General features: G+C 74.0%; 20 protein-coding genes. 10 read left to right on the plus strand and 10 right to left on the minus strand.

Features of this window, described 5'->3' with window-relative positions:
• Positions 1 to 156: 156 nt before the first annotated feature.
• Together ABD879_RS06090 and ABD879_RS06095 are read right to left on the minus strand one after the other, a co-directional pair.
• A complete protein-coding gene (locus ABD879_RS06090; protein ID WP_345018264.1) occupies positions 157 to 2,142 on the minus strand; it encodes a thioredoxin domain-containing protein in 1,986 nt (661 codons plus the stop codon).
• A gap of 30 nt (positions 2,143 to 2,172) precedes the next feature.
• Positions 2,173 to 3,132: a ribonuclease Z gene (locus ABD879_RS06095; RefSeq protein WP_345018266.1), complete on the minus strand. Its 960-nt coding sequence runs from the start codon at positions 3,130 to 3,132 to the stop codon at positions 2,173 to 2,175.
• 89 nt (positions 3,133 to 3,221) lie between these two features.
• Here ABD879_RS06095 and ABD879_RS06100 point away from each other — a divergent pair, with 89 nt between their 5' ends.
• Entirely contained in the window at positions 3,222 to 3,698 is a 477-nt protein-coding gene (locus tag ABD879_RS06100) for a pyridoxamine 5'-phosphate oxidase family protein (protein WP_345018268.1), read from the plus strand.
• 74 nt (positions 3,699 to 3,772) lie between these two features.
• On the opposite strand, the gene ABD879_RS06105 is transcribed toward ABD879_RS06100, so the two are convergent.
• Together ABD879_RS06105 and mca are read right to left on the minus strand one after the other, a co-directional pair.
• On the minus strand, positions 3,773 to 4,036 hold the full coding sequence (locus ABD879_RS06105) for a hypothetical protein (protein WP_345018375.1): 264 nt from the start codon (positions 4,034 to 4,036) through the stop codon (positions 3,773 to 3,775).
• The gene (gene mca / locus ABD879_RS06110) at positions 4,036 to 4,890 is read right to left on the minus strand and encodes a mycothiol conjugate amidase Mca (RefSeq protein ID WP_345018376.1); all 855 of its coding nucleotides are present in this window, start codon (positions 4,888 to 4,890) and stop codon (positions 4,036 to 4,038) included. Before mca ends, ABD879_RS06105 begins: the two co-directional genes overlap by 1 nt.
• A gap of 224 nt (positions 4,891 to 5,114) precedes the next feature.
• Between mca and ABD879_RS06115 the strand changes: the two genes are divergently transcribed.
• Together ABD879_RS06115 and greA are read left to right on the plus strand one after the other, a co-directional pair.
• Complete coding sequence (locus ABD879_RS06115; RefSeq protein ID WP_345018270.1) at positions 5,115 to 5,507, plus strand: DUF4307 domain-containing protein; 393 nt, start codon at positions 5,115 to 5,117, stop codon at positions 5,505 to 5,507.
• Between the two features lie 181 nt (positions 5,508 to 5,688).
• A complete protein-coding gene (gene greA / locus ABD879_RS06120) occupies positions 5,689 to 6,189 on the plus strand; it encodes a transcription elongation factor GreA (RefSeq protein ID WP_285492026.1) in 501 nt (166 codons plus the stop codon).
• Positions 6,190 to 6,315: 126 nt separating this feature from the next.
• Here greA and ABD879_RS06125 read toward each other — a convergent pair whose 3' ends face one another.
• Positions 6,316 to 6,858, minus strand: a complete 543-nt coding sequence (locus ABD879_RS06125) for an Lrp/AsnC family transcriptional regulator (protein WP_345018275.1) — start codon at positions 6,856 to 6,858, stop codon at positions 6,316 to 6,318.
• Between the two features lie 122 nt (positions 6,859 to 6,980).
• On the opposite strand from ABD879_RS06125, the gene hppD reads away from it, so the two are divergent.
• From hppD to ABD879_RS06145, 4 genes are all read left to right on the plus strand, one after another.
• Positions 6,981 to 8,072: a 4-hydroxyphenylpyruvate dioxygenase gene (hppD, locus tag ABD879_RS06130; RefSeq protein WP_345018277.1), complete on the plus strand. Its 1,092-nt coding sequence runs from the start codon at positions 6,981 to 6,983 to the stop codon at positions 8,070 to 8,072.
• Between the two features lie 116 nt (positions 8,073 to 8,188).
• Entirely contained in the window at positions 8,189 to 8,893 is a 705-nt protein-coding gene (locus ABD879_RS06135; protein WP_345018278.1) for an RDD family protein, read from the plus strand.
• 71 nt (positions 8,894 to 8,964) lie between these two features.
• Positions 8,965 to 10,527 carry a M1 family metallopeptidase gene (locus ABD879_RS06140; RefSeq protein WP_345018280.1) on the plus strand — a complete coding sequence of 521 codons (1,563 nt, stop codon included), beginning with the start codon at positions 8,965 to 8,967 and terminating at the stop codon, positions 10,525 to 10,527.
• Between the two features lie 111 nt (positions 10,528 to 10,638).
• Positions 10,639 to 12,066 (plus strand): M1 family metallopeptidase, encoded by a 1,428-nt coding sequence (locus ABD879_RS06145; RefSeq protein WP_345018282.1) that lies wholly within the window; start codon positions 10,639 to 10,641, stop codon positions 12,064 to 12,066.
• A 133-nt stretch (positions 12,067 to 12,199) separates the two neighbouring features.
• Here ABD879_RS06145 and ABD879_RS06150 read toward each other — a convergent pair whose 3' ends face one another.
• Together ABD879_RS06150 and ABD879_RS06155 are read right to left on the minus strand one after the other, a co-directional pair.
• A complete protein-coding gene (locus ABD879_RS06150; protein ID WP_345018284.1) occupies positions 12,200 to 12,619 on the minus strand; it encodes a nuclear transport factor 2 family protein in 420 nt (139 codons plus the stop codon).
• Between the two features lie 55 nt (positions 12,620 to 12,674).
• Positions 12,675 to 13,679 carry an aldo/keto reductase gene (locus tag ABD879_RS06155; protein ID WP_345018286.1) on the minus strand — a complete coding sequence of 335 codons (1,005 nt, stop codon included), beginning with the start codon at positions 13,677 to 13,679 and terminating at the stop codon, positions 12,675 to 12,677.
• 61 nt (positions 13,680 to 13,740) lie between these two features.
• Here ABD879_RS06155 and ABD879_RS06160 point away from each other — a divergent pair, with 61 nt between their 5' ends.
• Entirely contained in the window at positions 13,741 to 14,619 is an 879-nt protein-coding gene (locus tag ABD879_RS06160; RefSeq protein ID WP_345018288.1) for a LysR substrate-binding domain-containing protein, read from the plus strand.
• Positions 14,620 to 14,732: 113 nt separating this feature from the next.
• On the plus strand, positions 14,733 to 16,157 hold the full coding sequence (locus ABD879_RS06165; protein WP_345018290.1) for a M1 family metallopeptidase: 1,425 nt from the start codon (positions 14,733 to 14,735) through the stop codon (positions 16,155 to 16,157).
• A 50-nt stretch (positions 16,158 to 16,207) separates the two neighbouring features.
• On the opposite strand, the gene ilvA is transcribed toward ABD879_RS06165, so the two are convergent.
• The 3 genes from ilvA to ABD879_RS06180 form a co-directional block, all read right to left on the minus strand.
• A complete protein-coding gene (ilvA, locus tag ABD879_RS06170; protein WP_345018292.1) occupies positions 16,208 to 17,431 on the minus strand; it encodes a threonine ammonia-lyase in 1,224 nt (407 codons plus the stop codon).
• Positions 17,432 to 17,530: 99 nt separating this feature from the next.
• Positions 17,531 to 18,511, minus strand: coding sequence for an ROK family protein (locus ABD879_RS06175; RefSeq protein ID WP_345018295.1), 981 nt, complete (start codon positions 18,509 to 18,511; stop codon positions 17,531 to 17,533).
• Positions 18,504 to 19,667 (minus strand): FIST signal transduction protein, encoded by a 1,164-nt coding sequence (locus ABD879_RS06180; RefSeq protein ID WP_345018297.1) that lies wholly within the window; start codon positions 19,665 to 19,667, stop codon positions 18,504 to 18,506. The genes ABD879_RS06175 and ABD879_RS06180 overlap by 8 nt, the downstream gene beginning before the upstream one ends.
• 160 nt (positions 19,668 to 19,827) lie before the next feature.
• Here ABD879_RS06180 and ABD879_RS06185 point away from each other — a divergent pair, with 160 nt between their 5' ends.
• Positions 19,828 to 21,273 (plus strand): sigma 54-interacting transcriptional regulator, encoded by a 1,446-nt coding sequence (locus tag ABD879_RS06185; RefSeq protein WP_345018300.1) that lies wholly within the window; start codon positions 19,828 to 19,830, stop codon positions 21,271 to 21,273.
• Positions 21,274 to 21,314: the final 41 nt, after the last annotated feature.

Genomic DNA, 21,314 nt, shown 5'->3' on the forward strand with positions numbered 1-21,314 from the left:
ACCGTAACCAGCGCCACTTGCGGCGATCCGCCGGAAAAACGGCATATCCGTCTCAGCTACTCATTGGTAACACCCGGCTGAGACGAGATCAACGTCACAGTGCCATAAAAATGGATCTCTCGTCCAAAGAAGCCGGGCCGCTGTCCGCACCCGGCCCTAGGAATGCAGCTCCCGGGTCAGGTCGGCCGGCGTCGTCACCGGCAGGCGGCAGGCGAAGTCGCGGCACACGTACGCGGCGGGCGCGCCGTCCACCGGTCCGCGCCCCTCCAGCAGCGGCACCTCCGCCGGGGCGCCGGGCGCCCCCACGCTGACCACCGCGCCCGGCGCGGGCGACAGCAGCGCCGTGCGGTGCAGCCGACGCGTGCGCTCGTCCTCCGGCTCCCCCACGATCGCGATCTCCACCGGCCCCGCCGCATGCGCCTCGGCCACGGCCAGCCCCCACCCGGCGAACCGGGCGTGCTGGGCGGCCAGCAGGCCGGCCGGCGCCAGCGCCGCCGCGGCGGCCTCCCGGTGCCGGGACGAACCGGTCAGCGCCGCGTACGACAGCAGCGCCCCGGCGGCGGCGAACTGGCCGGACGGGGTGGCGTTGTCGGTGGGGTCCTGGGGCCGCCGGAACAGCCGCTCGGCGTCGTCGGCGGTGTCGTAGAAGCCGCCCGAGCCGTCGCCGAACCGCTCCAGCACCGCGTCCAGCAGCACCCCCGCCAGCCGCACGTGCGCGGCGTCGCCGGTGACGGCGTGCAGGGCCAGCAGCCCCTCGGCCATGTCGGCGTAGTCCTCCAGCACGCCCGCGTTGGCCCCGGCCGCCCCCGCCCGCGAGGTGCGGGCCAGGCGGCCGTCGCGCAGGTGCACGTCCGCCACCAGCCGGACGATCTCCGTCGCCGCCGCCACCAGGTCGGGACGCTCGAACAGCGCCCCGCACTCGGCCAGCGCGGCGACCGCCAGCCCGTTCCAGGCCGCCACGACCTTGTCGTCGCGGGCCGGGGGCACGCGCCGCCCGCGCGCCTCCAGCAGGGCGGCGCGCACGCGCGCGTGGCGCTCGGCGTCTTGGGGGTCCCGCGGCAGTCGCAGCACCGAGGTGCCGTGCTCGAACGAGCCGCCCCTGGTGACCTGGAAGACCTCGGCCGCGTAAGCGCCGTCGTCGTCCCCGAGCACCTCGCGCAGCTGCGCGGGCGTCCACACGTAGTACTTGCCCTCCACGCCCTCGCTGTCGGCGTCCAGGGCCGAGGCCAACCCGCCCTCGGGGGTGCGCAGGTCGCGCAGCATCCAGTCGCAGGTCTCCACGGCGATCCGGCGGGCGAACGGGCTGCCGGTCAGCCGCCACCAGTGCGCGTACACGCGCGCCAGCAGCGCGTTGTCGTACAGCATCTTCTCGAAGTGCGGCACGACCCAGGAGTCGTCCACCGAGTAGCGGGCGAAGCCGCCGCCGAGCTGGTCGTAGATGCCGCCGCGCGCCATCGCCTCCAGCGTGTGCCCGGCCATGGCCAGCGCCTGCTCGTCGCCGGTGCGGGCGTGGTGGCGCAGCAGGAACTCCAGCGCCATCGACGGCGGGAACTTCGGCGCGCCGCCGAACCCGCCGCGCGCCGCGTCGTAGGTCGCGGCCAGCGCCCGCACCGCGCCGGCGAGCTGCTCGGCGCCGGGCGGCTCGGCCCGCGCCGCCACCGGGCCGCGCGAGGCCAGGGCGTCGACGACCTGCCGCCCCTGCCCGACCACCTCGTCGCGCTTCTCCGTCCACGCCTTGTGGACGGCCTGCAGCAGCGCCTGGAACTGCGGGCGCGGGAAGTAGGTGCCGCAGTAGAACGGGTGCCCCTCGGGCGTCATGAACACCGTCATCGGCCAGCCGCCCTGGCCGGTCATGGCCTGGGTCGCCTCCATGTAGACGGCGTCGATGTCGGGCCGCTCCTCCCGGTCGACCTTGATGTTGACGAACATCTCGTTCATCAACCGCGCGGTCGTCTCGTCCTCGAACGACTCGTGCGCCATCACGTGGCACCAGTGGCAGGCGGCATAGCCCACCGAGAGCAGCACCGGCACCTCGCGGCGCCTGGCCTCGGCGAACGCCTCCTCGCCCCACTCCCGCCAGTCCACGGGGTTGTCGGCGTGCTGCAGCAGGTACGGGCTGGTCGCGTCCTTGAGGCGGTTCATGCCACCGATCCTGCCCGATCCGCCGGTTCCTCACCCGTCCGCCCGGCCCCCGCCCGCGGGCGCGCGCCGGCGGCGGGGCAGCGGGACGCGGTCGAGGTCGTGGGCGACGACGATGTCGCCGGTGAAGCCCGCGGCGGCGGCCTGGGCGGCGAAACGCGGCTCGTCGTCGGTGCGGTAGCGCTCGGAGAAGTGGGTGAGCACCAGGCGCCGCACCCCGCCGCGGGCGGCGACCCGGCCCGCCTGCCCGGCGGTGAGGTGGCCGTATTCGGCCGCCAGCGCCGCGTCCTCGTCGAGGAACGTCGATTCGATGACCAGCAGGTCGACGCCGTCGGCCAGCTCGAAGGCGGCGTCGCAGAGCCGGGTGTCCATGACGAACGCGACCTTCTGGCCGGGCCGCCGCACGCTGCACTCCTCCAGCGTGACGGTGCGGCCGCCGCGGGTGGTGACCCGTCCCTCCTGCTGCAGGCGCCGCACGAGCGGGCCGCGCACGCCCCGGGCGGCCAGTTCGGCGGGCAGCATCGTCACCCCGTCCGGCTCCTCCAGGCGGTAGCCGTAGGACTCCACGGGGTGCGACAGGCGCCGCGCGGTGAGGGTGAACGGGCCGGCGGCGATCTCGGCGCGGTCGCCGGAGACCGGCCGCTCGTCGATCACGGCCGTGTCGACGAACGCGGTGGCGTGCCGCAGCCGCTCCCAGTAGACGGCGCCGGAGGCGGGGAACACGGCGTGCACGGGGTGCGGCACGCCGTCGCGGGCGATCCGCTGGACGATGCCCGGCACGCCCAGGCAGTGGTCGCCGTGGAAGTGGGTGACGCAGATCCACGTCACGTCGTGCGCCGAGACGCCGGCGAGGGTCATCTGCCGCTGCGTGCCCTCCCCCGGGTCGAACAGCAGGCCGTGCCCGTCCCAGCGCAGCAGATAGCCGTTGTGGTTGCGGAACCTGGTGGGCACCGCGCTCGCGGAGCCGAGGACGACGAGATCACGCGCGGACATGCCCCCATGATGGGCCCCGCCCCACCCAGGTAAGCGACTGGTTATTCTGGCGGCGACGTCGGTGACGCGATGGGACCCGAGGAGCGCCGGTGGCCGGAAACAAGCGCGAGCAGATCAAGATGACGCCGCAGGAGGTCGCCGACTTCCTGGCCGCGTCGTTCAAGGTGCAGGTCGCCACGGTCGGCCCGCAGGGCGAACCGCACCTGGTGACGATGTTCTACGCGCTGCTCGACGGCAAGATCGCCTTCACCACCTACCAGCGCTCGCAGAAGGTGCTGAACCTGCGCCGCAACCCCACCATGACCTGCCTGGTGGAGGACGGCACCCAGTACCACGAGCTGCGCGGCGCCGTGCTGTACGGCAAGGGCCGCATCATCGAGGACCCGGACGTCAGGTTGCGGGTCGGCGCGGTGGTCGGCGCCCGCATGGCCGGGCTGCCCGTGCCCGGGCCCGGCCGGCCGCTGGACGCCGACTTCGCCGCGGGCCTGGAGAAGTCGCTGGCCAAGCGCGTCGTGATCGTGATGGAGCCGGACCGGGTGGTCAGCTGGGACCACCGCAAGGCCTGACCCCGGCCCGCACGCCGCCGGAGCCGCTGCGCGCCGGGGGCGGCCCGGCCGGTTCCCGCGCTGTTCTTACGCGGTCAGTCCTTGCGGGGCGCGTCCGCGGCCTTCTCGGCCTCGGCCTTCTGGGCGCGCTCCCACTCCTGCTGCTTGAGGTCCTCCTCGCGCGGGGCCTGGATCTTGCGCATCCGCTTGTTCATCGAGCGCAGCAGCAGGAACGTGGCCACCGCCAGGGCGACGAAGAAGCCGAACCCCAGGAAGCCGGGGGTGACCGTGTCGTCGTTGAGCGGAATGGCGTTGCCGAGCGCGGCGGCCCGGTCGAGCGGTACGGCCAGCGGAAGCATCACACAGACACCTTCTCCCGGATGCCGGCGAACAGGTCGTCCTCCGGCAGTTCCGTGTCCACCAGGGACCTGGCCAAATGGTAGTCCTCGGTCGGCCATGCCTCGCGCTGGAGGTCCAGCGGGCAGGCGAACCAGAAGCCGTTGGGGTCGATCTGGGTGGCGTGCGCCAGCAGCGCCTTGTCGCGGATCTCGAAGTAGTCGGCGCACGGCACGCGGGTCGTGATCTCCCACTGCTGCGGCCGCTCGTCGAACCGCTCGATCCAGTCGCCGTAGGGGGACTCCAGCCCGGCGTCCTGCATCGCCTTGTGCAGGGCGAGGATGCGCTCCTGGTTGAAGGTCATGTGGTAGTAGAGCTTGAGGGGCTGCCACGGCTCGCCCGTCCCCGGGTACCGGTCGGGGTCGCCCGCGGCCTCGAACGCCTCCACCGACACCTCGTGCGTCTTGACGTGGTCGGGGTGCGGGTAGCCGCCCTTCTCGTCGTAGGTGAGGATCACGTGCGGGCGGAACTCGCGCACGGCCCGCACCAGCGGCTCGGCGGCCTTCTCCAGGGGCTCCAGCGCGAAGCAGCCCTCCGGCAGCGGGGGCGGCGGGTCGCCCTCGGGGAAGCCGGAGTCGACGAAGCCCAGCCAGCGCTGGTCGACGCCCAGGATCTCGCGGGCGCGGGCCATCTCCTCCTGCCGCACCCGGCCGATGTCCGCGCGGATCTCCGGACGCTCCATCGCCGGGTTGAGGATGTCGCCGCGCTCGCCGCCGGTGCAGGTGACCACCAGCACGTCCACGCCCTCGGCGACGTAGCGGGCCATGGTGGCGGCCCCCTTGCTCGACTCGTCGTCGGGGTGGGCGTGCACGGCCATCAGCCGCAGCCGGCCGCCGCCCCGGCCGGATCCGTCCGGTCGTGGACCGCCCTGCGCGCCGTTCGGCGAACCGGCCGGCACGGTACCGTCGATGAGCTCGGACACCTGGGGTTCTCCCTCTCAGCAGCATGTTCGGGCGTTACGAGGCCCCCGGTACGGAGCACCCGCCGCGACAGATGAGAATTGTCCCTGACAACGTCCACGGATCGCACGGAGATTCCCGCATGGCCACCAGCGCGTCCCCCGCCCCCACCGCCTCCGAGCGGCCGCGCCGCGGCGGCCGGCTGGGGTACGTCGTCATCGGCGTGCTGACCGCGCTGCTGGCCCTGGGGTGGACCGCGGTTCTGGCGAACGTGGGCCAGCCGGCGGGAATAGCGGCACAGACCGTCGCCTTTTCCATACCGAACGATTCTTCTGTTCAGATCCGGTACCAGGTGGCCAAACCGAAGGACACGGAGGTGCGCTGCGCGGTGTACGCCTTCGGCGACGACTTCGGTGTGGTGGCGCACAAGGAGATCACCGTCCCGCCCGGGGCGGAGAAGCTCAGCCGCACCGACACCCTGCAGACGTCCCGGCGGGCCGTCAGTGCCCGGATCACGGAGTGCCGGAAGATTTGATTCGCCCGGCGGCGGGCCGCGGCCGGTGAGTTCGGTTTTGGCAGATTACGTAGCCCGCCCGCAGGGAACCTTTACCCGCACACATCGCATAGGCTAGAGGTTTCACCTGGCCGCATTTCATGTCGATGTGGCGCTCTCCCCCGGGCGAGCGAGGATCGCAACATGTGGATGAGGAGTACCCGTGACCGAGACCCGCGCTGACAACGTCACCTGGCTCACCCAGGAGGCGTACGACCGGCTCAAGGCCGAGCTGGACCACCTGTCGGGCCCCGGCCGCATCGAGATCGCGCAGAAAATCGAGGCGGCGCGAGAGGAGGGCGACCTGCGCGAGAACGGCGGCTACCACGCGGCCAAGGAGGAGCAGGGCAAGATCGAGGCGCGGATCGTACAGCTCCAGAGCATCCTGGAGAACGCCCGCGTCGGCGAGGCCCCGCGCACCGAGGGCGTCGTCGGTCCCGGCATGACCGTCACCGTGGCGTTCGAGGGCGACGACGAGGAGGTCACCTTCCTGCTGGCCTCCCGCGAGGAGAGCGGCGCCCCCATCGACGTGTACTCGCCCAAGTCGCCGCTCGGCGCCGCCATCCTCGGCAAGAAGGTCGGCGACAAGGCCACCTACACGCTGCCCAACGGGCGCACCATGACCGTCGAGATCCTCGGCGCGACCGCCTACCAGGGCTCCTGACCTCCCGGCCACAGCCGACCGAGCACCCGGCCCGCCGCCCGCCAGGGCGGCGGGCCGTCGCCTTTCCCGCCCCACGCTCCCTGTGCGCCCCCGCGTCCCCCCGGCCGCCCGCGCGAGACCGACCGTTCACCGGCCCCCGTTGCGCGGCTGCCGGTCGTCGGCGGGCGTTCCCGCGCGGCGGGCGGCCTCGGCGGCGCGGGCGGCCTGGCGGACGAGCGGGAGGGTGCGGTAGGGCACCTGCGTGGCCAGGGAGATCACCGTCGAGGCGCGCTCCACCCCGCGCACGTCGACGACCAGGTCGATGACGCGCTGCAGGTCCTGGTTGCTGCGGGCGACGATGCGGCACAGCATGTCGCCCGGCCCGGTGATCGTGTGCGCCTCGATCACCTCGGGGATCGCGGCGAGCCGCTCGGCCACCGGGTCGTGCCCGCCGGGCTGGCGGATCTGCAGGGTGACGAACGCCGTCACGCCGTAGCCGAGCGCGGCCGGGTCCACGTCGGGGCCGTAGCCGCGGACGATCCCGCGCCTGGCCAGGCGGTCCAGCCGCGCCTGCACGGTGCCGCGCGCCACGCCCAGGCGGCGGGACGCCTCCAGCACCCCGATGCGCGGTTCGGCGGCCAGCAGTTCGATCAACCGTCCGTCCAGGCCGTCGACGGGTTCGGCGGGCACCGCGTCCTCCTCGTGGTCATCCTGTACAGGTCTCTCGGGCGTTCCCCCATGGCACTGTGCAGATTGCCTAGTGATTTGGACCACTCTTGCGCACTCTGCAGCCGTCTGTCGAGATTGGCGGCATGGACGAGTTTCCGGTCAAGGGCATGGACGCCGTCGTGTTCGCCGTCGGCAACGCCGTGCAGGCGGCGCACTACTACTCCACCGCGTTCGGCATGCGCCGGGTCGCCTACCGCGGCCCGGAGAACGGCAGCCGCGACGAGGCGGTGCACGTGCTGGAGTCGGGTTCGGTGCGGTTCGTGTTCCGCGGGCCGGTGCGGGCGGGCACCGACCTCGGACGGCACGTCGCCGAGCACGGCGACGGGGTGGTCGACCTGGCCATCGAGGTCCCCGACGTCGAGGCGGCCTACCGGCACGCGCTCGCCAAGGGCGCCACGGGCCTGGCCGAGCCGCACGTTCTGGAGGACGACCACGGCAAGGTCGTGATCGCCGCGATCGCCACCTACGGGGAGACGCGGCACTCCCTGGTGGACCGCTCCAACTACACCGGGCCCTACCTGCCCGGCTTCGTCCCCGCCGACCCGATCGTCGAGCCGCCGGCCAAGCGGTACTTCCAGGCGATCGACCACTGCGTGGGCAACGTCGAGCGCATGGACGAGTGGGCCGACTTCTACCACCGGGTCATGGGCTTCACCGACATGGCCGAGTTCATCGGCGACGACATCGCCACCGAGTACTCGGCGCTGATGTCCAAGGTCGTGGCGGACGGCACCCGCAAGGTGAAGTTCCCGCTGAACGAGCCCGCCGAGGGCAAGCGCAAGTCGCAGATCGAGGAGTACCTGGAGTTCTACGGCGGCCCGGGCGTGCAGCACGTCGCACTGGCGACCAACGACATCCTGGCCGCGGTGGACGGCATGCGGGCCGCCGGGGTGGAGTTCCTCGACACCCCCGACTCCTACTACGAGGACCCCGAGCTGCGCGCCCGCATCGGCGAGGTGCGGGTGCCGGTCGAGGAGCTGCAGAAGCGCCGCATCCTGGTGGACCGCGACGAGGACGGCTACCTGCTGCAGATCTTCACCAAGCCGGTCCAGGACCGGCCCACGGTGTTCTTCGAGCTCATCGAGCGGCACGGCTCCCTGGGCTTCGGCAAGGGCAACTTCAAGGCCCTGTTCGAGGCGATCGAGCGCGAGCAGGCCCGCCGCGGCAACCTGTGAGCCGGCCCGCCCCGCGGCGCGCCCGGCGGCAACGGGCGATCAGCGGGCGGTAAACATTCGCCGGTCCCGGGCGTGGTGAGGTCCGGGCGGCGGTGGCGCCAGCCCACCTTGACGGCATGACGCATCCGCCGCACGACCCCACGCCCGGGGAACGGCCGGAGGACCGGCCGTGGCGCGCCCCCGGCGAGTCCGGCGCCCAGCCGCCGCCCCGGCAGCCCCAGCCCGGCGAACAGCCCGGCGAGCCGCCTCCGTATCCCGGCTCCTACGGCGCCAAGGGCGAGGTCCCCCGGTACGGGACGCCCCCGTCCCCCGGCGGCCACGGCCCGTCCGGAACAGCGGGGCCCCCGGCCGAACTCGCCAGCCGCTGGGCGCGGCTCGGCGCGGCCGTCGTCGACTCCCTTCTGCTCAGCGTGGTGATGCTGCCGGTCCTGCTGCCGCTGGTGGACTGGCGGCAGATGACCGGCCCGTCCCCGAACGCCCCGGCGGTCGACCGCGGGCAGCTGGCGGTGAACCTGGCCTACCTCGGGCTCGCGTTCCTCTACTACTGGCTGATGCACCTGCGGTTCGGGCAGACGCTCGGCAAGATGCTGCTGAGGACCAGGGTGGTGCGGGCCGACACCGGCGGCGCGATCAGCGCCGGCCAGGCCGCGGGCCGGTCGGCGTTCTACAGCGTCCTGGGCGGCCTGTGCGGCTGCGTCGGCATCGTCGACGTGGCGTGGATCCTGTGGGACGAGCGCAGGCAGGCCCTGCACGACAAGGTCGCGGGGACGGTGGTGGTCAAGGCGCCGCCCGGCTCGCCCAACCCCTACGCCCGGCGCTGATCGACCCCCGGCGGTAGATCTTTTTACTGCGGATTTGCCCACTCCGCCCGGCGGCGGGCAGGCTGGGCACCGTGCCTATCGCCGGAGACCCGCACAGGCCCGCCCGCCCGCGTCGCTCGCGTGCCGCCGCACGCGGTGCCGCGGGCCTGACCGCGCTGGCGCTCGTCGGCGCGGCGGCGGCCTGCCAGCTGCCCAGCACGGACCGCGGCACGGGCCGGTCGGCCCAGGCTTCGCAGGAGGCGGCCGTCCGCCCCGGGCAGGACACCATCGGCGACCCCTACGTGCCCGGCGCCGGCAACGCCGGGTACGACGTCCAGCACTACGGCCTCAAGCTGGCCATCACGCCGGGCGGCGCCCAGGAGCTGGACGGCACCGCCGAGATCACCGCCACCGCCACGCAGCGGCTGCCGTCGTTCAACCTCGACCTGGCCGGCCTGCAGGTGTCGCAGGTGACGGTGGACGGCGCGGCGGCGCAGCAGCGGCAGGAGGGCGAGGAGCTGACCGTCGCCCCGGCCAAGCCGGTGGAGAAGGGCGCCCGGTTCACCGTGGTGGTGCGCTACTCGGGGACGCCGCGCGCGGTCAACGACCCGATCCTGGGCCGCTACGGGTGGATCCGCACCCCCGACGGGGTGTTCGTGGCGTGCCAGCCGAGCGGCGCGCACACCTGGTTCCCCAGCAACGACCACCCCAGCGACAAGGCCACGTTCGACTTCGAGATCACCGTTCCGGAGGGGCTGACCGCCGTCGCCAACGGCGAGCCCGCCGCCCCGCTGAACACCGGGGGCGGCGCCCCGTCCGGCGGCCCCGAGGCGCCCGGTTCGCCCGGCGCGGAGCAGAGCCCGGCGGTCACGCCGATCTCCGCGCGCCGGTCGACGACGACCAAGTGGCGGGTGAAGGAGCCGATGGCCACCTACCTGGCCACGGTCACCGTGGGCCGGTTCAACGTCGCGACGGGCCGCACGTCCGGCGGGGTCACCAACATCACCGCGGTCGACCCGACGCTGCCGGGCACCGAGCTGGACGCCTTCCACGCCAAGAACGCCGAGATCACCGACGAGCTGGCGCGGCGGTTCGGCCCGTTCCCGTTCTCCTCCACCGGCGGCATCGCCGACAACGCCGAGGTCGGGTTCGCACTGGAGACGCAGAACCGCCCGGTGTACGGGGCGTACGACCTCGACGAGTCGCTGCTGGCGCACGAGCTGGCGCACCAGTGGTTCGGCAACAGCGTCAGCCTGACCCGCTGGAAGGACATCTGGCTGAACGAGGGCTTCGCCACCTACGCCGAGTGGCTGTGGCTGGAGAAGTCGGGCGGGCAGACCGTGCAGTCCAAGTTCGACGAGCTGTACGCCAACCGCGCGAACCGCGAGCTGTGGGACGTGCCGCCGGGCAACCCCGGCCGCACGCAGATGTTCGCCCGCTCGGTGTACGACCGGGGCGGCATGACCCTGCACGCGCTGCGCACGAAGGTCGGCGACGACGCGTTCTTCCGGATCCTGCAGACCTGGACCAAGGAGCGGCGGCACTCCTCGGGCACCACCGAGCAGTTCATCGAGGTGGCCGAACGGGTGTCGGGGCAGAAGCTGCGCACGCTGTTCGACGACTGGCTGTACAAGCGGGGCCGCCCCGGCCGCTGACCCCGGCCAGGGGCCGCGACCGTCAAACGGCGGCCAAGCGCAGGCAAGCTCTGGGCAGCCTCCGGCGCGTCCGTGCGCCGCCGCGCCGCCCCGCCGCGCACAGTGACCTCGATGAACGGGGTTTGGGTGCGCGCGACCGCGGCGACGACCGCGGCCGTCCTGCTGGTGACCACGGGCGGCGGGGACGCGTCCGCCGTCCCCGGGGAGGATCCCGCCGACTACGGCGTGATCGGCGGCTTTGGCCTCGGCGACCCCTACTTCCCCCACGCGGGCAACGGCGGCTACGACGTCCAGCACTACGACGTCGATCTCACCTACTCCGGCAGGAAGGGCGGCGAGGTGGACGCCGCCGTCACCGTCAACGCCCGGGCGGCGCAGTCGCTGTCGGCGTTCAGCCTGGACTTCCGCGGTCCGGCCATCTCCTCGGTCACGGTCGAGGGCAGGCCCGCCCGCCACGAGCGCGACGGCCAGGAACTGATGATCATCCCGCCGCGGATGATCCCCGCGGGGCAGACGTTCACCGCGGTGGTGCGGTACGCCGGGCGGCCCGGCCCGATGCCGGACGGCCCCCTCGGCACCTACGGGTGGATACCGACCCGGGACGGCGCGGTCGTGCTGTCCCAGCCGGACGGCGCGCCGACCTGGCTGCCGGTCAACGACCATCCCAGCGACAAGGCGACCTACTCGTTCCGGATCACCGTGCCCAAGGGCCTGCGCGCGGTCGCCAACGGCAGGCCCGGCCGCGTCGTCCGCCGGGGCGGCCGGACGACCTACGAGTGGGCCGAGGACTCGCCCATGGCCAGCTACCTGGCGACGGTCGCGATCGGCCGGTTCCGGATGCGGCGCGGCCGGGCGGGCCGCATCCCGGTGATCACCGCCGTCGATCCGAAGTTCCGCGGGTCGGCCGAGCGCGTGCACCGCACCACGATCAAGGCAGTGCGCTGGGCGGAGAAGATGTTCGGCCGCTATCCGTTCGCCACGGCGGGCGCCGTCGTCGACGACCCGCAGCTGGACTACGCGCTGGAGACCCAGGAGCGTCCGGTCTACGCCGGGTTCGTGCCGAGCGAGGAGTTCATCGTGCACGAGCTTGCGCACCAGTGGTTCGGCAACAGCGTCAGCGTGCGCAACTGGCGGGACATCTGGCTCAACGAGGGCTTCGCCACCTACGCCGAGTGGCTGTGGCGGGAGCGGGGCGAGCGGGGCGGACGCCACCGCGGCACCGCCGAGCAGGTGTTCCGCCGGTACTACCGGATGCCCGGCGACTCCTCGGTCTTCCGCCCGCCGCCCGGGGTGCCCGGCCGCAAGGACATGTTCGGGTTCTCGGTCTACACGCGGGGGGCGATGTGCCTGCACGCGCTGCGCCGGCGGGTCGGCGACCGCGCGTTCTTCGCGATCCTGCGCGAGTGGGCGCGCACCCACCGCGACGGCAGCGCCACCACGCCCGAGTTCGTCCGGCTGTCCGAGCGGATCTCCGGCCGCGACCTGGACGGCCTGTTCCGCGCCTGGCTGTACGGCAAGGGCAAGCCCCGCCGCTGGTGACCGCCCCGCCGGTGGAGCCCGCCCCCGGGAGGCCCGCCGCCTGTGAGTCCCTGCCGCGGCGGACGCGCGCACCTCAGGCGCACCGGTCTCAGGCGCACCGGTCTCAGGCGCACCGGTCTCAGGCGTGCCGGTCTCAGGCGTACTGCAGGTCGGCGGTGCGGATCTTGCCGCCGGACACGGTGAAGTCGTAGTGCGCCCGCCAGCCCTGCGCCCCGGACGGCGCCCAGTGCACCAGCAGCTTCTGCCCGTCGCCCCGCCGCTCCACGATCGACAGGACCCGCAGGGTGCCGCCGATCACCTCGTTGCGCGCCCAGGTGCGGATGGCGTCGCGGCCGCTGATCCTCCGGGACGCGTCGACCACCGTCTCGCCGGCGGCGAACGCGTCCACCAGCGCGTCCAGATCGCGCCGGTCGACCGCGTCCACGTACGCCTGCGCGGCGGCGTCGACCCCGGCGGCGGGGCCCGGTCCGGCGGCCGCGCCGACGACTCCCCGGCCGGCTCCCCCGCCGACGTCGCCGACGCGGCGTCCGGAGACTCGCCGGTCCCTGCGCACCAGGCGAGCGTCAGCGCGGCGGCCAGCGCGGCCGCCGCCGCGGTCCGCCGCCCGGTCATCGGCCGCCGTCCCGCAGCAGCGTGCCGCCCGCCGGGGCGAACCGCGCCAGCACGGCGTCCACCTGCGCGAGCGTGTCGGCGTGCAGGTCGATGCGGGCGGCCTGAAGGTTCTCATCGATGTGGGCGGGGGTGCGGCTGCCGGGGATCGGCACCACGTCGTCGCCCTGGTGCAGCAGCCACGCCAGCGCCAGCTGCCCGGGGGTGATGCCGAGGTCGGCGGCGATGCCGCGCACGGCCACGTAGGCGTCGTTGTTGGCGGCGAGGTTGGCGTCGTCGAACCGGGGGTGGTTGCGGCGGAAATCGCCGTCGCCGACCTTTTCGACGGTGCCGGTCAGGAACCCGGCGCCCAGCGGGCTCCACGCCACCAGCCCGACGCCGAGCTCGCGTGCGGCCGCCGACAGGTCGGGGTCCACCGGCCGCCACATCGACCACTCGGTCTGCACGGCCTGCACGGGATGCACCGCGTGCGCCCGCCGCAGCTGCTCGGCCGTGACGTTGGACAGCCCCAGGTAGCGGACGAGGCCGTCGTCCACCAGCTCGGCGACCGCGCCCACGGTGTCCTCGATCGGCACCTGCGGGTCGGGGAAGTGCGGGTAGTACAGGTCGATCACGTCGACGCCCAGGTTGCGCAGGCTGGCCTCGGCGTACCCGCGCACGTACCGGGGCTCGGCGTTGACGGCCAGCTCGCCGAACGCGAACCCGACCGGGAAGCGGTGCGGCTCGGCGCCGTCGGGCACGCGGAACCCGAACTTGGTGGCCACCACCACCTCGTCCCGGCGGCCCTTGACGGCCTTGCCGACGAGCCGCTCGTTGTGGCCGTCCTCGCCGTAGCCGTCGCTGGTGTCGACGAACGTGGCGCCGGCGTCGAGCGCGTGGCGCAGCGCGGCCAGCGCCCGGTCCTCGTCGATGTCGCCGTACATGCCGGGCGACAGCACCATCGCCCCGTATCCGATCGCGGGCACCCGCAGGCGGCCCAGCTCGCGCGCAGGAATCTCGGTCATGCCCCCACGCTGCCGCCGGGACGGTCCGAACGTCCAAGACATAGCGGTATAACCAGAAGTAATGGATGCCCATCTCCGGGAGCTGCGCTACTTCGCGGCCATCGCCGACGAGCTGAACTTCACCCGCGCCGCCGCCCGGCTGTTCGTCTCGCAGCCGGCGCTGTCCAAGCAGATCCGCGCGCTGGAGCGGCGGCTGGGCTTCGAGCTGTTCGAGCGGCGCGGCCGCGGGATCGCGCTGACGCCGCAGGGCGCGGCGCTGCTGCCGGCCGTCCGCGACGTCCTGGACGTCTGGGACCGCGCCTACGCCGAGACCCGCGTGCTCGGCCGCCCCCGCACCCTGGTCGTCGGCATGCAGACGGCCGTCGGCCGCGACCTGCAGCGCCGGGCCCTGCGCCGGTTCCGGGAGCTGGCGCCCGGCTGGACGGTCTCGCTGCGGCTGGTCGGCTGGGACGACCCCAGCGCCGGGCTGGCCGACGCCTCCAGCGACGTGGCGTTCGTGTGGCTGCCGGTGCCCACCGCCGGCATCAGCACCCGCACCCTGGCCGGCGAGCGCCGCCATGTGGCGCTGCCCGACGACCACCCGCTGGCCGCCCGCGCCGAGATCGACTTCGCCGACCTGCTGGACGAGCCGTTCATCGCGCTGCCCGCCGCGGCCGGTCCGCTGCGCGACTTCTGGCTGGCGCTGGACGCCCGCGGGGGGCGTCCGCCGCGGATCGGCGCCGAGGCCACCGCCCCGGACGAGGTGTTCGAGGCGGTGTCGTCCGGCCTGGGCGTCGTCCTGCTCGCCGAGGGCAACACGCGCCTCTACCAGCGGCCCGGCGTGGTCTGCCGGCCCGTGCGCGGCCTGACGCCCGCCGAGCTGGCCGTGGCCTGGCGCACCGACGACACCCGCGAGATCACCCGCCTGTTCCTCACCGCCCTGCCCGGCACCGCGGGCTGACCGCCCCGGCCGGGGCGGGCGGTCCCAACGAATTCGATACCGAATCGAGCTTGTCCCGCGCAGATCGCGCTGCCAGCTTGATGGGCGTTGTCTGATGAGCTGAGGACGAGCCGATGAGCAGATCTCCCCGAGCGGCGGCCGCGGTGGCGCTCGGCGTCGCCGCGAGCCTGATGGCGACGGCCGCACCCGCGGGCGCGGCCGCCGTGCGGTACACGCCCGGCGCGGCGAGCGCGGGCGACCCCTACTTCCCCGACATGGGCAACGGCGGCTACGACGCCGCCCACTACGACATCGCGCTGACCTACGACCCGGCGTCCAAGGGCATCTCCGCGGTCACCACGATCAAGGCGCGGGCCACCCAGCACCTGTCGCGGTTCAACCTCGACTTCCAGGGGCCGCTGCGGATCTCGGCGCTGACGGTGAACGGCAGGAAGGCCGCCTACAAGCGCACCGGCGCCCAGGAGCTGCAGATCACCCCGGCCAAGGGCCTGCGCAAGGGCACCGGCTTCACCGTCCGGGTGGCGTACTCGGGCGTCCCCGAGGGCGTGGACGACCCGGCGCTGGGCCGCTCCGGCTGGATCCCGACCGCCGACGGCGCGGTCATGCTCAACCAGCCGATCGGCGCCGCGACCGTCTACCCGGTCAACGACACCCCGGCCGACAAGGCCACCTACACCTTCACGCTGACCGCGCCGAAGGACCTCACCACGCTGGCCAACGGCGACCCGGCGGGCCGCTGGACCAGCGGCGCCCGCACCACCACCCGATGGGTGATGAACAGGCCCATGGCCAGCGAGCTCAGCATGATCGCGATCGGGAAGTTCGACGTGGTCAAGGGCCGGACCAAGCGCGGCATCCCCAACATCACCGCCACCCACACCCGGCTCGGCATCCCCGCCTCGTCGGCGACGGACTTCCACCACCAGACCGGCCAGTTCCTGGAATGGCTGGCGGACACCTACGGCCGCTACCCGTTCTCCTCCACCGGCGGCATCGTGGTCGACGCCGGGGTCGGGTACGCGCTGGAGACCCAGGGCCGCCCGGTGTACGACCTGGGCCGGCGGCCGGGCACCATCCCGCGGCCGGACCTGACCGTCCACGAGCTGGCCCACCAGTGGTTCGGCGACAGCGTGACGCCCGAGCGCTGGGCCGACATCTGGCTCAACGAGGGCTTCGCCACCTACTCCGAGTGGCTGTACTTCGAGAAGTACACCGGCAAGACCGCGCAGCAGAGCTTCGACGAGGTGTACGCCACGCCCGCCGACGACGACCTGTGGAAGCCGGTCACGGCCGACCCCGGCCGCGACAACATCTTCCACTCCACCGTCTACGACCGGGGCGCGATGACCCTGCACGCGCTCCGCAAGACCATCGGCGACCGGGCGTTCTTCCGGCTCGTCAAGCTGTGGCCGACGGTCAACCGGGACGGCAACGTCTCCACCCGGGACTTCATCGCGTTCGCCGAGAAGGTCTCCGGCAAGCAGCTCGACGCCCTGTTCGACAAGTGGGTCTACACCTCCGGCAAGCCCGCCCTGTGACCCGCCGCTGACGCGGTGCCGGGCCCGGGGCGCGCCGCCCCGGGCCCGGCTCACGTCTGGACGAGGGTGTACCCCTTGTCCCGCAGCCGGGTCAGCACCTCCTCGCAGTGGTCGGCGCCGCGCGTCTCCAGGTGCATGAGCACCTCGGCCTCCTCGACGTGCAGCCGGGCCGCGACCCGTTCGTGCATGACGTCCAGCACGTTGACGCCCAGCTCGGCCAGCTCGCCGAGCAGCGTGACCAGGGCGCCGGGACGGTCGTGGAGGCGGCACCGCACGACCAGGTAGCGGCCCGCCCCGGCCAGGCCGTGCCGCAGCACCTTCGACAGCAGCAGCGGGTCGATGTTGCCGCCCGACAGCAGCACCACCACCGGGGTCCGCACGGCGTAGGAGTGCTCCAGCAGCGCCGCCACGCCCGCGGCGCCCGCCGGCTCCACCACCTGCTTGGCGCGTTCGAGGCACAGCAGCAGCGCCTGGGAGATCGACTCCTCGGTGACGGTGACGACCGCGTCCAGCAGCTCGGTCACCAGGTCGTAGGTGAGGTCGCCGGGGCGGCCGACGGAGATGCCGTCGGCCATGGTGGGCTGCACCTCCACCCGGACGGGCCGGCCCGCCGCCAGCGACGCGGGGAACGCCGCCGCCCGCTTGGCCTGCGCGCCGACGACCTTGATGTCCGGGCCGCCGGTCTCGGCGACCGCGCCCTTGAGCGCCACGGCCACGCCCGACATCAGCCCGCCCCCGCCGACGGCCCCGACGACGGTGCGCACGTCCGGCAGCCGGTCGAGGATCTCCAGCCCGATCGTGCCCTGCCCGGCCACCACGTCCGGGTGGTCGAAGGGGTGGATGAGCACCGCGCCGTGCTCCTCGGCGTGCCGCTGCGCGGCGGCCAGGCAGTCGTCCACGGTGGGGCCGGGGAACACCACGTCGGCGCCGTAACCGCGGGTCGCGGCGACCTTGGGCAGCGGCGCGCCCTCCGGCATGTACACCGTGGCCTTGGCGCCGAGCATGCTCGCCGCCAGCGCCACGCCCTGGGCGTGGTTGCCCGCGCTGGCCGCCACGACCCCGCGGGCCCGCTCGGCGTCGCTGAGCCGGGCGATCCGCACATACGCGCCGCGGATCTTGAACGAGCCGGTGCGCTGCAGGTTCTCGCACTTGAGGTAGACGGGGCCGCCGATCAGCTCCGACAGCACCCGGGAGCGGACGAGCGGCGTCGGCTCGATCACCTCGCGCAGCAGTTCGCGCGCCGCGCGGACGTCGTCGACGGAGACGAGGGCCATGCTCCCGATCCTCCCACGCGAACCGTCCCGCGCCGCCGCCGAGAGGGCGCGGACCCCGCGGTCCGAAAGGGTCGGCCGGGAAGGGCCGGCCGGGAAGGGTCAGCCGGCCGTCCAGTACCGGTCGCCGGCCAGTACGAGGGCGGCGGCGCCGATCAGGCCGGAGGTCTGGCCGAGGGCGGTGGGCACGACCCGCAGGCGCCGCGCGAAGTCCATCCGGGCGTGGACGTCCAGCGCCTCGCGCACCGCGTCGAACAGCGGGGCGCCGATCTGCGACACCCCGCCGCCGATGACGGCCGCGTCCAGGTCGCACAGGTGGGCGGCGGACGCCAGTGCGACGCCCACCGCGCGGCCCGCGCGCCGCACGGCCGCCAGGGCGACGCGGTTCCCGGCGCGGGCGTCGGCGGCCAGGTCGGCGCCGGTGGCGGCGGGCTCGTCCGGGCGCCAGCCCTCGCCGCGGGCCCAGCGGACCAGGGACGGTCCGCTGGCCACGGCCTCCAGGCAGCCGCGTCCCCCGCACGGGCACGGCGGGCCGCCGGGTTCGACGACGATGTGCCCGACGTGCCCGGCGTTGCCGGACGCCCCGTCCACCAGGCGGCCGCCGAGCACCAGCCCGCCGCCGACGCCGGTGGACACCACCATGCCCAGGACGTTGCCGTGGCCGCGCCCGGCGCCCCGCCAGTGCTCGCCGACGGCGACGCACACCGCGTCGTTGTGCACCCGCACCGGCAGGCCCGGGTAGCGCTCGCGCAGCCGCCGGCGCAGCGGGAACCCCCGCCAGGCCGGGATGTTCAGCGGCGAGACCTCGGCGTCCGGCCAGGTCATCGGGCCGCTGCAGCCCACGCCGACCCCGGCCGGGGACGTGCCGCCCGCGGCGGCGTGCACCTCGTCCAGCAGGTCCGTCAGCGCCTTCCACAGCACCTCGGGGTTCTCCTGGGCGAGCGTGGGCGTGCGGCCCTGCGCGACGATCCGGCCGTCGCCGTCCACCACCGCCGCGGCGGTCTTCGTGCCGCCGATGTCGACGGCCAGCACCACCGGCCCGGCCGTCGGCCCGGGCACCGGCCCGGTCACCGGCTCAGTCACCGGCACCGGCCGGGCCGAACGCCAGGATCGACGCGGTGAACCCGTGCACGTGGTTGCGCCCGGCGACCGGGCCGATCTCCCCGGCGGCGAAGAAGCCGCCGACGCCCGCGGGCCCGAACGCCCGGGTCAGCATCTTGGCGTCGTGGTCGGAGTCGGGGAACATGGCCCGGCCGCGCCCGTTGCAGGAGAACAGCAGCGCCCCCTCCACCGGGTTCAGGTCGAAGCGCTCCAGCAGGTCGGCCAGGTCCTGGTCGGCGGCCCCGGCGTCGCGCACCTGGAACCGCACGGTGCGGCCGACCTCCACCACGTCGCCGATGGCGATGGCGCCGCTGTCGGTGTCGGCGCCCACCACCCCGCGCACCAGGAAGTCTCCGTACTCGTGCTCGTCGGCGTACTCGTCCATGGCCAGGCCGATCAGCAGGCCGCGCCCGGCCAGCTCCTGCTCCTCCTCGGGCAGGCCCAGCACGATCTGCTCCAGCTTGTCCAGCGCCGGGGTGCCCGCCAGCTCGTACACCAGGTTGTCGTCGGCCCGGGTGACCACCATGTCGGGGCCGATCGGCCGGGCGCCCTGGCTGACCACGGTCGCCGCGGCCACCGGACCGCCGAGCACCACCCCGACCGCGCCCGAGTCGTGCACCCGGCCGTTGAGGAACAGCCGGGTGGCGCCGCGTCCGCCGCCGTCGGCCATGCCGCCGACCAGCGGCAGGCCGGGCAGCGCCTCGCCCGAGCGCTCCACGAACGCGTCCACCGGGAAGGTGTAGGGGTCGGTCAGCAGCAGGCCCACCACGTCGTCGTCGCGGGTCTCGGGCATGCCGACCACGACGAGCCGGTCGTCGGCCTTGAGGGTCTCCAGCCGGAACGGCTCCAGCCGCGCCCCGGGCAGCTCGGCCGCCCACGCGCTGGCCGCCCGCTCGTCCTCCACCCCGCGGCCGCCGCCGATCACCCCGGAGGCGTTGCAGCCGACGACGACGCGGGCGCCGGCGCCGCGCATCGCCCGGTGCGCCGCCTCCGCCACCTCGCTCGGGTCCGGCCCGGACACGAACAGGCACAGAAGATCCGGACTGCCGGTCAGCGGGGCGATCGCCTGCTCGACCGCCGACTCGGCGGCGGCCGAAAGATCGGGGCCCAGGGCCAGTCCGTCACCGAATCGCGTCATCGGCGCCCCCTCCCTCGTCCGCGGCGTCCCGCGTTCTCATACTTGGGGGTTCCCGCACCGTCGTGCGTTCACCGTCCCAGTCTCCCCCGTGCCCGCCCGCGGGCCCAAACCCCGCGTGCGGGGGTGCGACCGGCAGCGTCCGCGACGTAGTGTCGATCGCGTGCGTCCATCCACACCTCCAGAGACCACGCGGGGCGGGCTGCGGGCGAGCGGCCACGTCCACCGGTCGGTGAAGGCCGAGATCCGCCACAACCTGCTCGTCCGCCTGAAATCGGGCGAGCCGCGCTTCCCGGGCATCGTGGGGTTCGACGACACCGTGCTGCCGCACGTGGAGCGGGCCCTGCTCGCCGGACACGACATGGTCCTGCTGGGCGAGCGCGGGCAGGGCAAGACGCGGCTGATCCGCACCATCGCGGGCCTGCTGGACGAGTGGACCCCGGTGGTCGCCGGGTGCGAGATCAACGACCACCCGTACGCGCCGGTCTGCGTGCGCTGCCGCCGCCTGGCCGACGAGCTGGGCGACGACCTGCCGGTCGCCTGGAAGCACCGCGACGAGCGGTACGGCGAGAAGCTGGCCACCCCCGACACCGGCGTCGGCGACCTCATCGGCGACGTCGACCCGATCAAGGTGGCCGAGGGCCGCACGCTGGGCGACCCCGAGACCGTCCACTTCGGCCTGGTGCCGCGCACCAACCGGGGCGTGTTCTGCATCAACGAGCTGCCCGACCTGGCCGAGCGCATCCAGGTGGCGCTGCTGAACGTGCTGGAGGAGCGCGACGTGCAGGTCCGCGGCTACGCGCTGCGGCTGCCGCTGGACGTGCTGCTGGTGGCCAGCGCCAACCCCGAGGACTACACCAACCGCGGCCGCATCATCACCCCGCTGAAGGACCGGTTCGGCGCCGAGATCCGCACCCACTACCCGCTGGAACTGGACGACGAGCTGGACCTCATCCGCCAGGAGGCCGAGTTCGACTTCTTCGCCGGCGACGGCCCGGCGAGCGCGGCCGACCTGCCCGCCGAGGTGCCGGCCCACCTGCTGGAGGTGGTGGCCCGCTTCACCCGCCTGGTGCGCGAGTCGACCGCGGTGGACGCCCGGTCCGGCGTGTCGGCGCGGTTCGCGCTGGCGGGCGCCGAGACCGTGGCCGCGGGGGCGGTGCGGCGCGCCGCGCTGACCGGCGAGGAGCACGCGGTGGCCCGGGTCTGCGACCTGCCCGCCGTGGTCCCGGCGCTGATGGGCAAGGTGGAGTTCGAGGTCAGCGAGGAGGGCCGCGAGCAGGAGGTGCTGGAGCACCTGCTGCGCCGGGCGATCGCCGAGACCTACCGCCGCACCCTCGGCGGGGCCGACCTGTCCGGGCTGCTGGACAAGTTCGACGCCGGCGAGAGCGTGGAGTCCGGCGAGCTGGTGCCCGCCACCGAGCTGCTGCGCCGCATCGGCCCGGTACCCGGCCTGGCCAAGATCATGGAACGGCTGGACATGACCGGGGAGTCGCCGGGGCAGGCCGCGGCGGCGCTGGAGTTCGCCATGGAGGGGCTGTTCCTGACCCGCCGGCTGTCGAAGGACACCGCGACCGGCCGCGGCGACGGCACCGCCACGTACCGCACCTGACACCGCACCCGGACCCTTCCGGGTCGCACCTGACCGTCCCC

Source organism: Actinomadura keratinilytica (genome assembly GCF_039539665.1).
Taxonomy (GTDB): Bacteria; Actinomycetota; Actinomycetes; order Streptosporangiales; family Streptosporangiaceae; genus Spirillospora; species Spirillospora keratinilytica.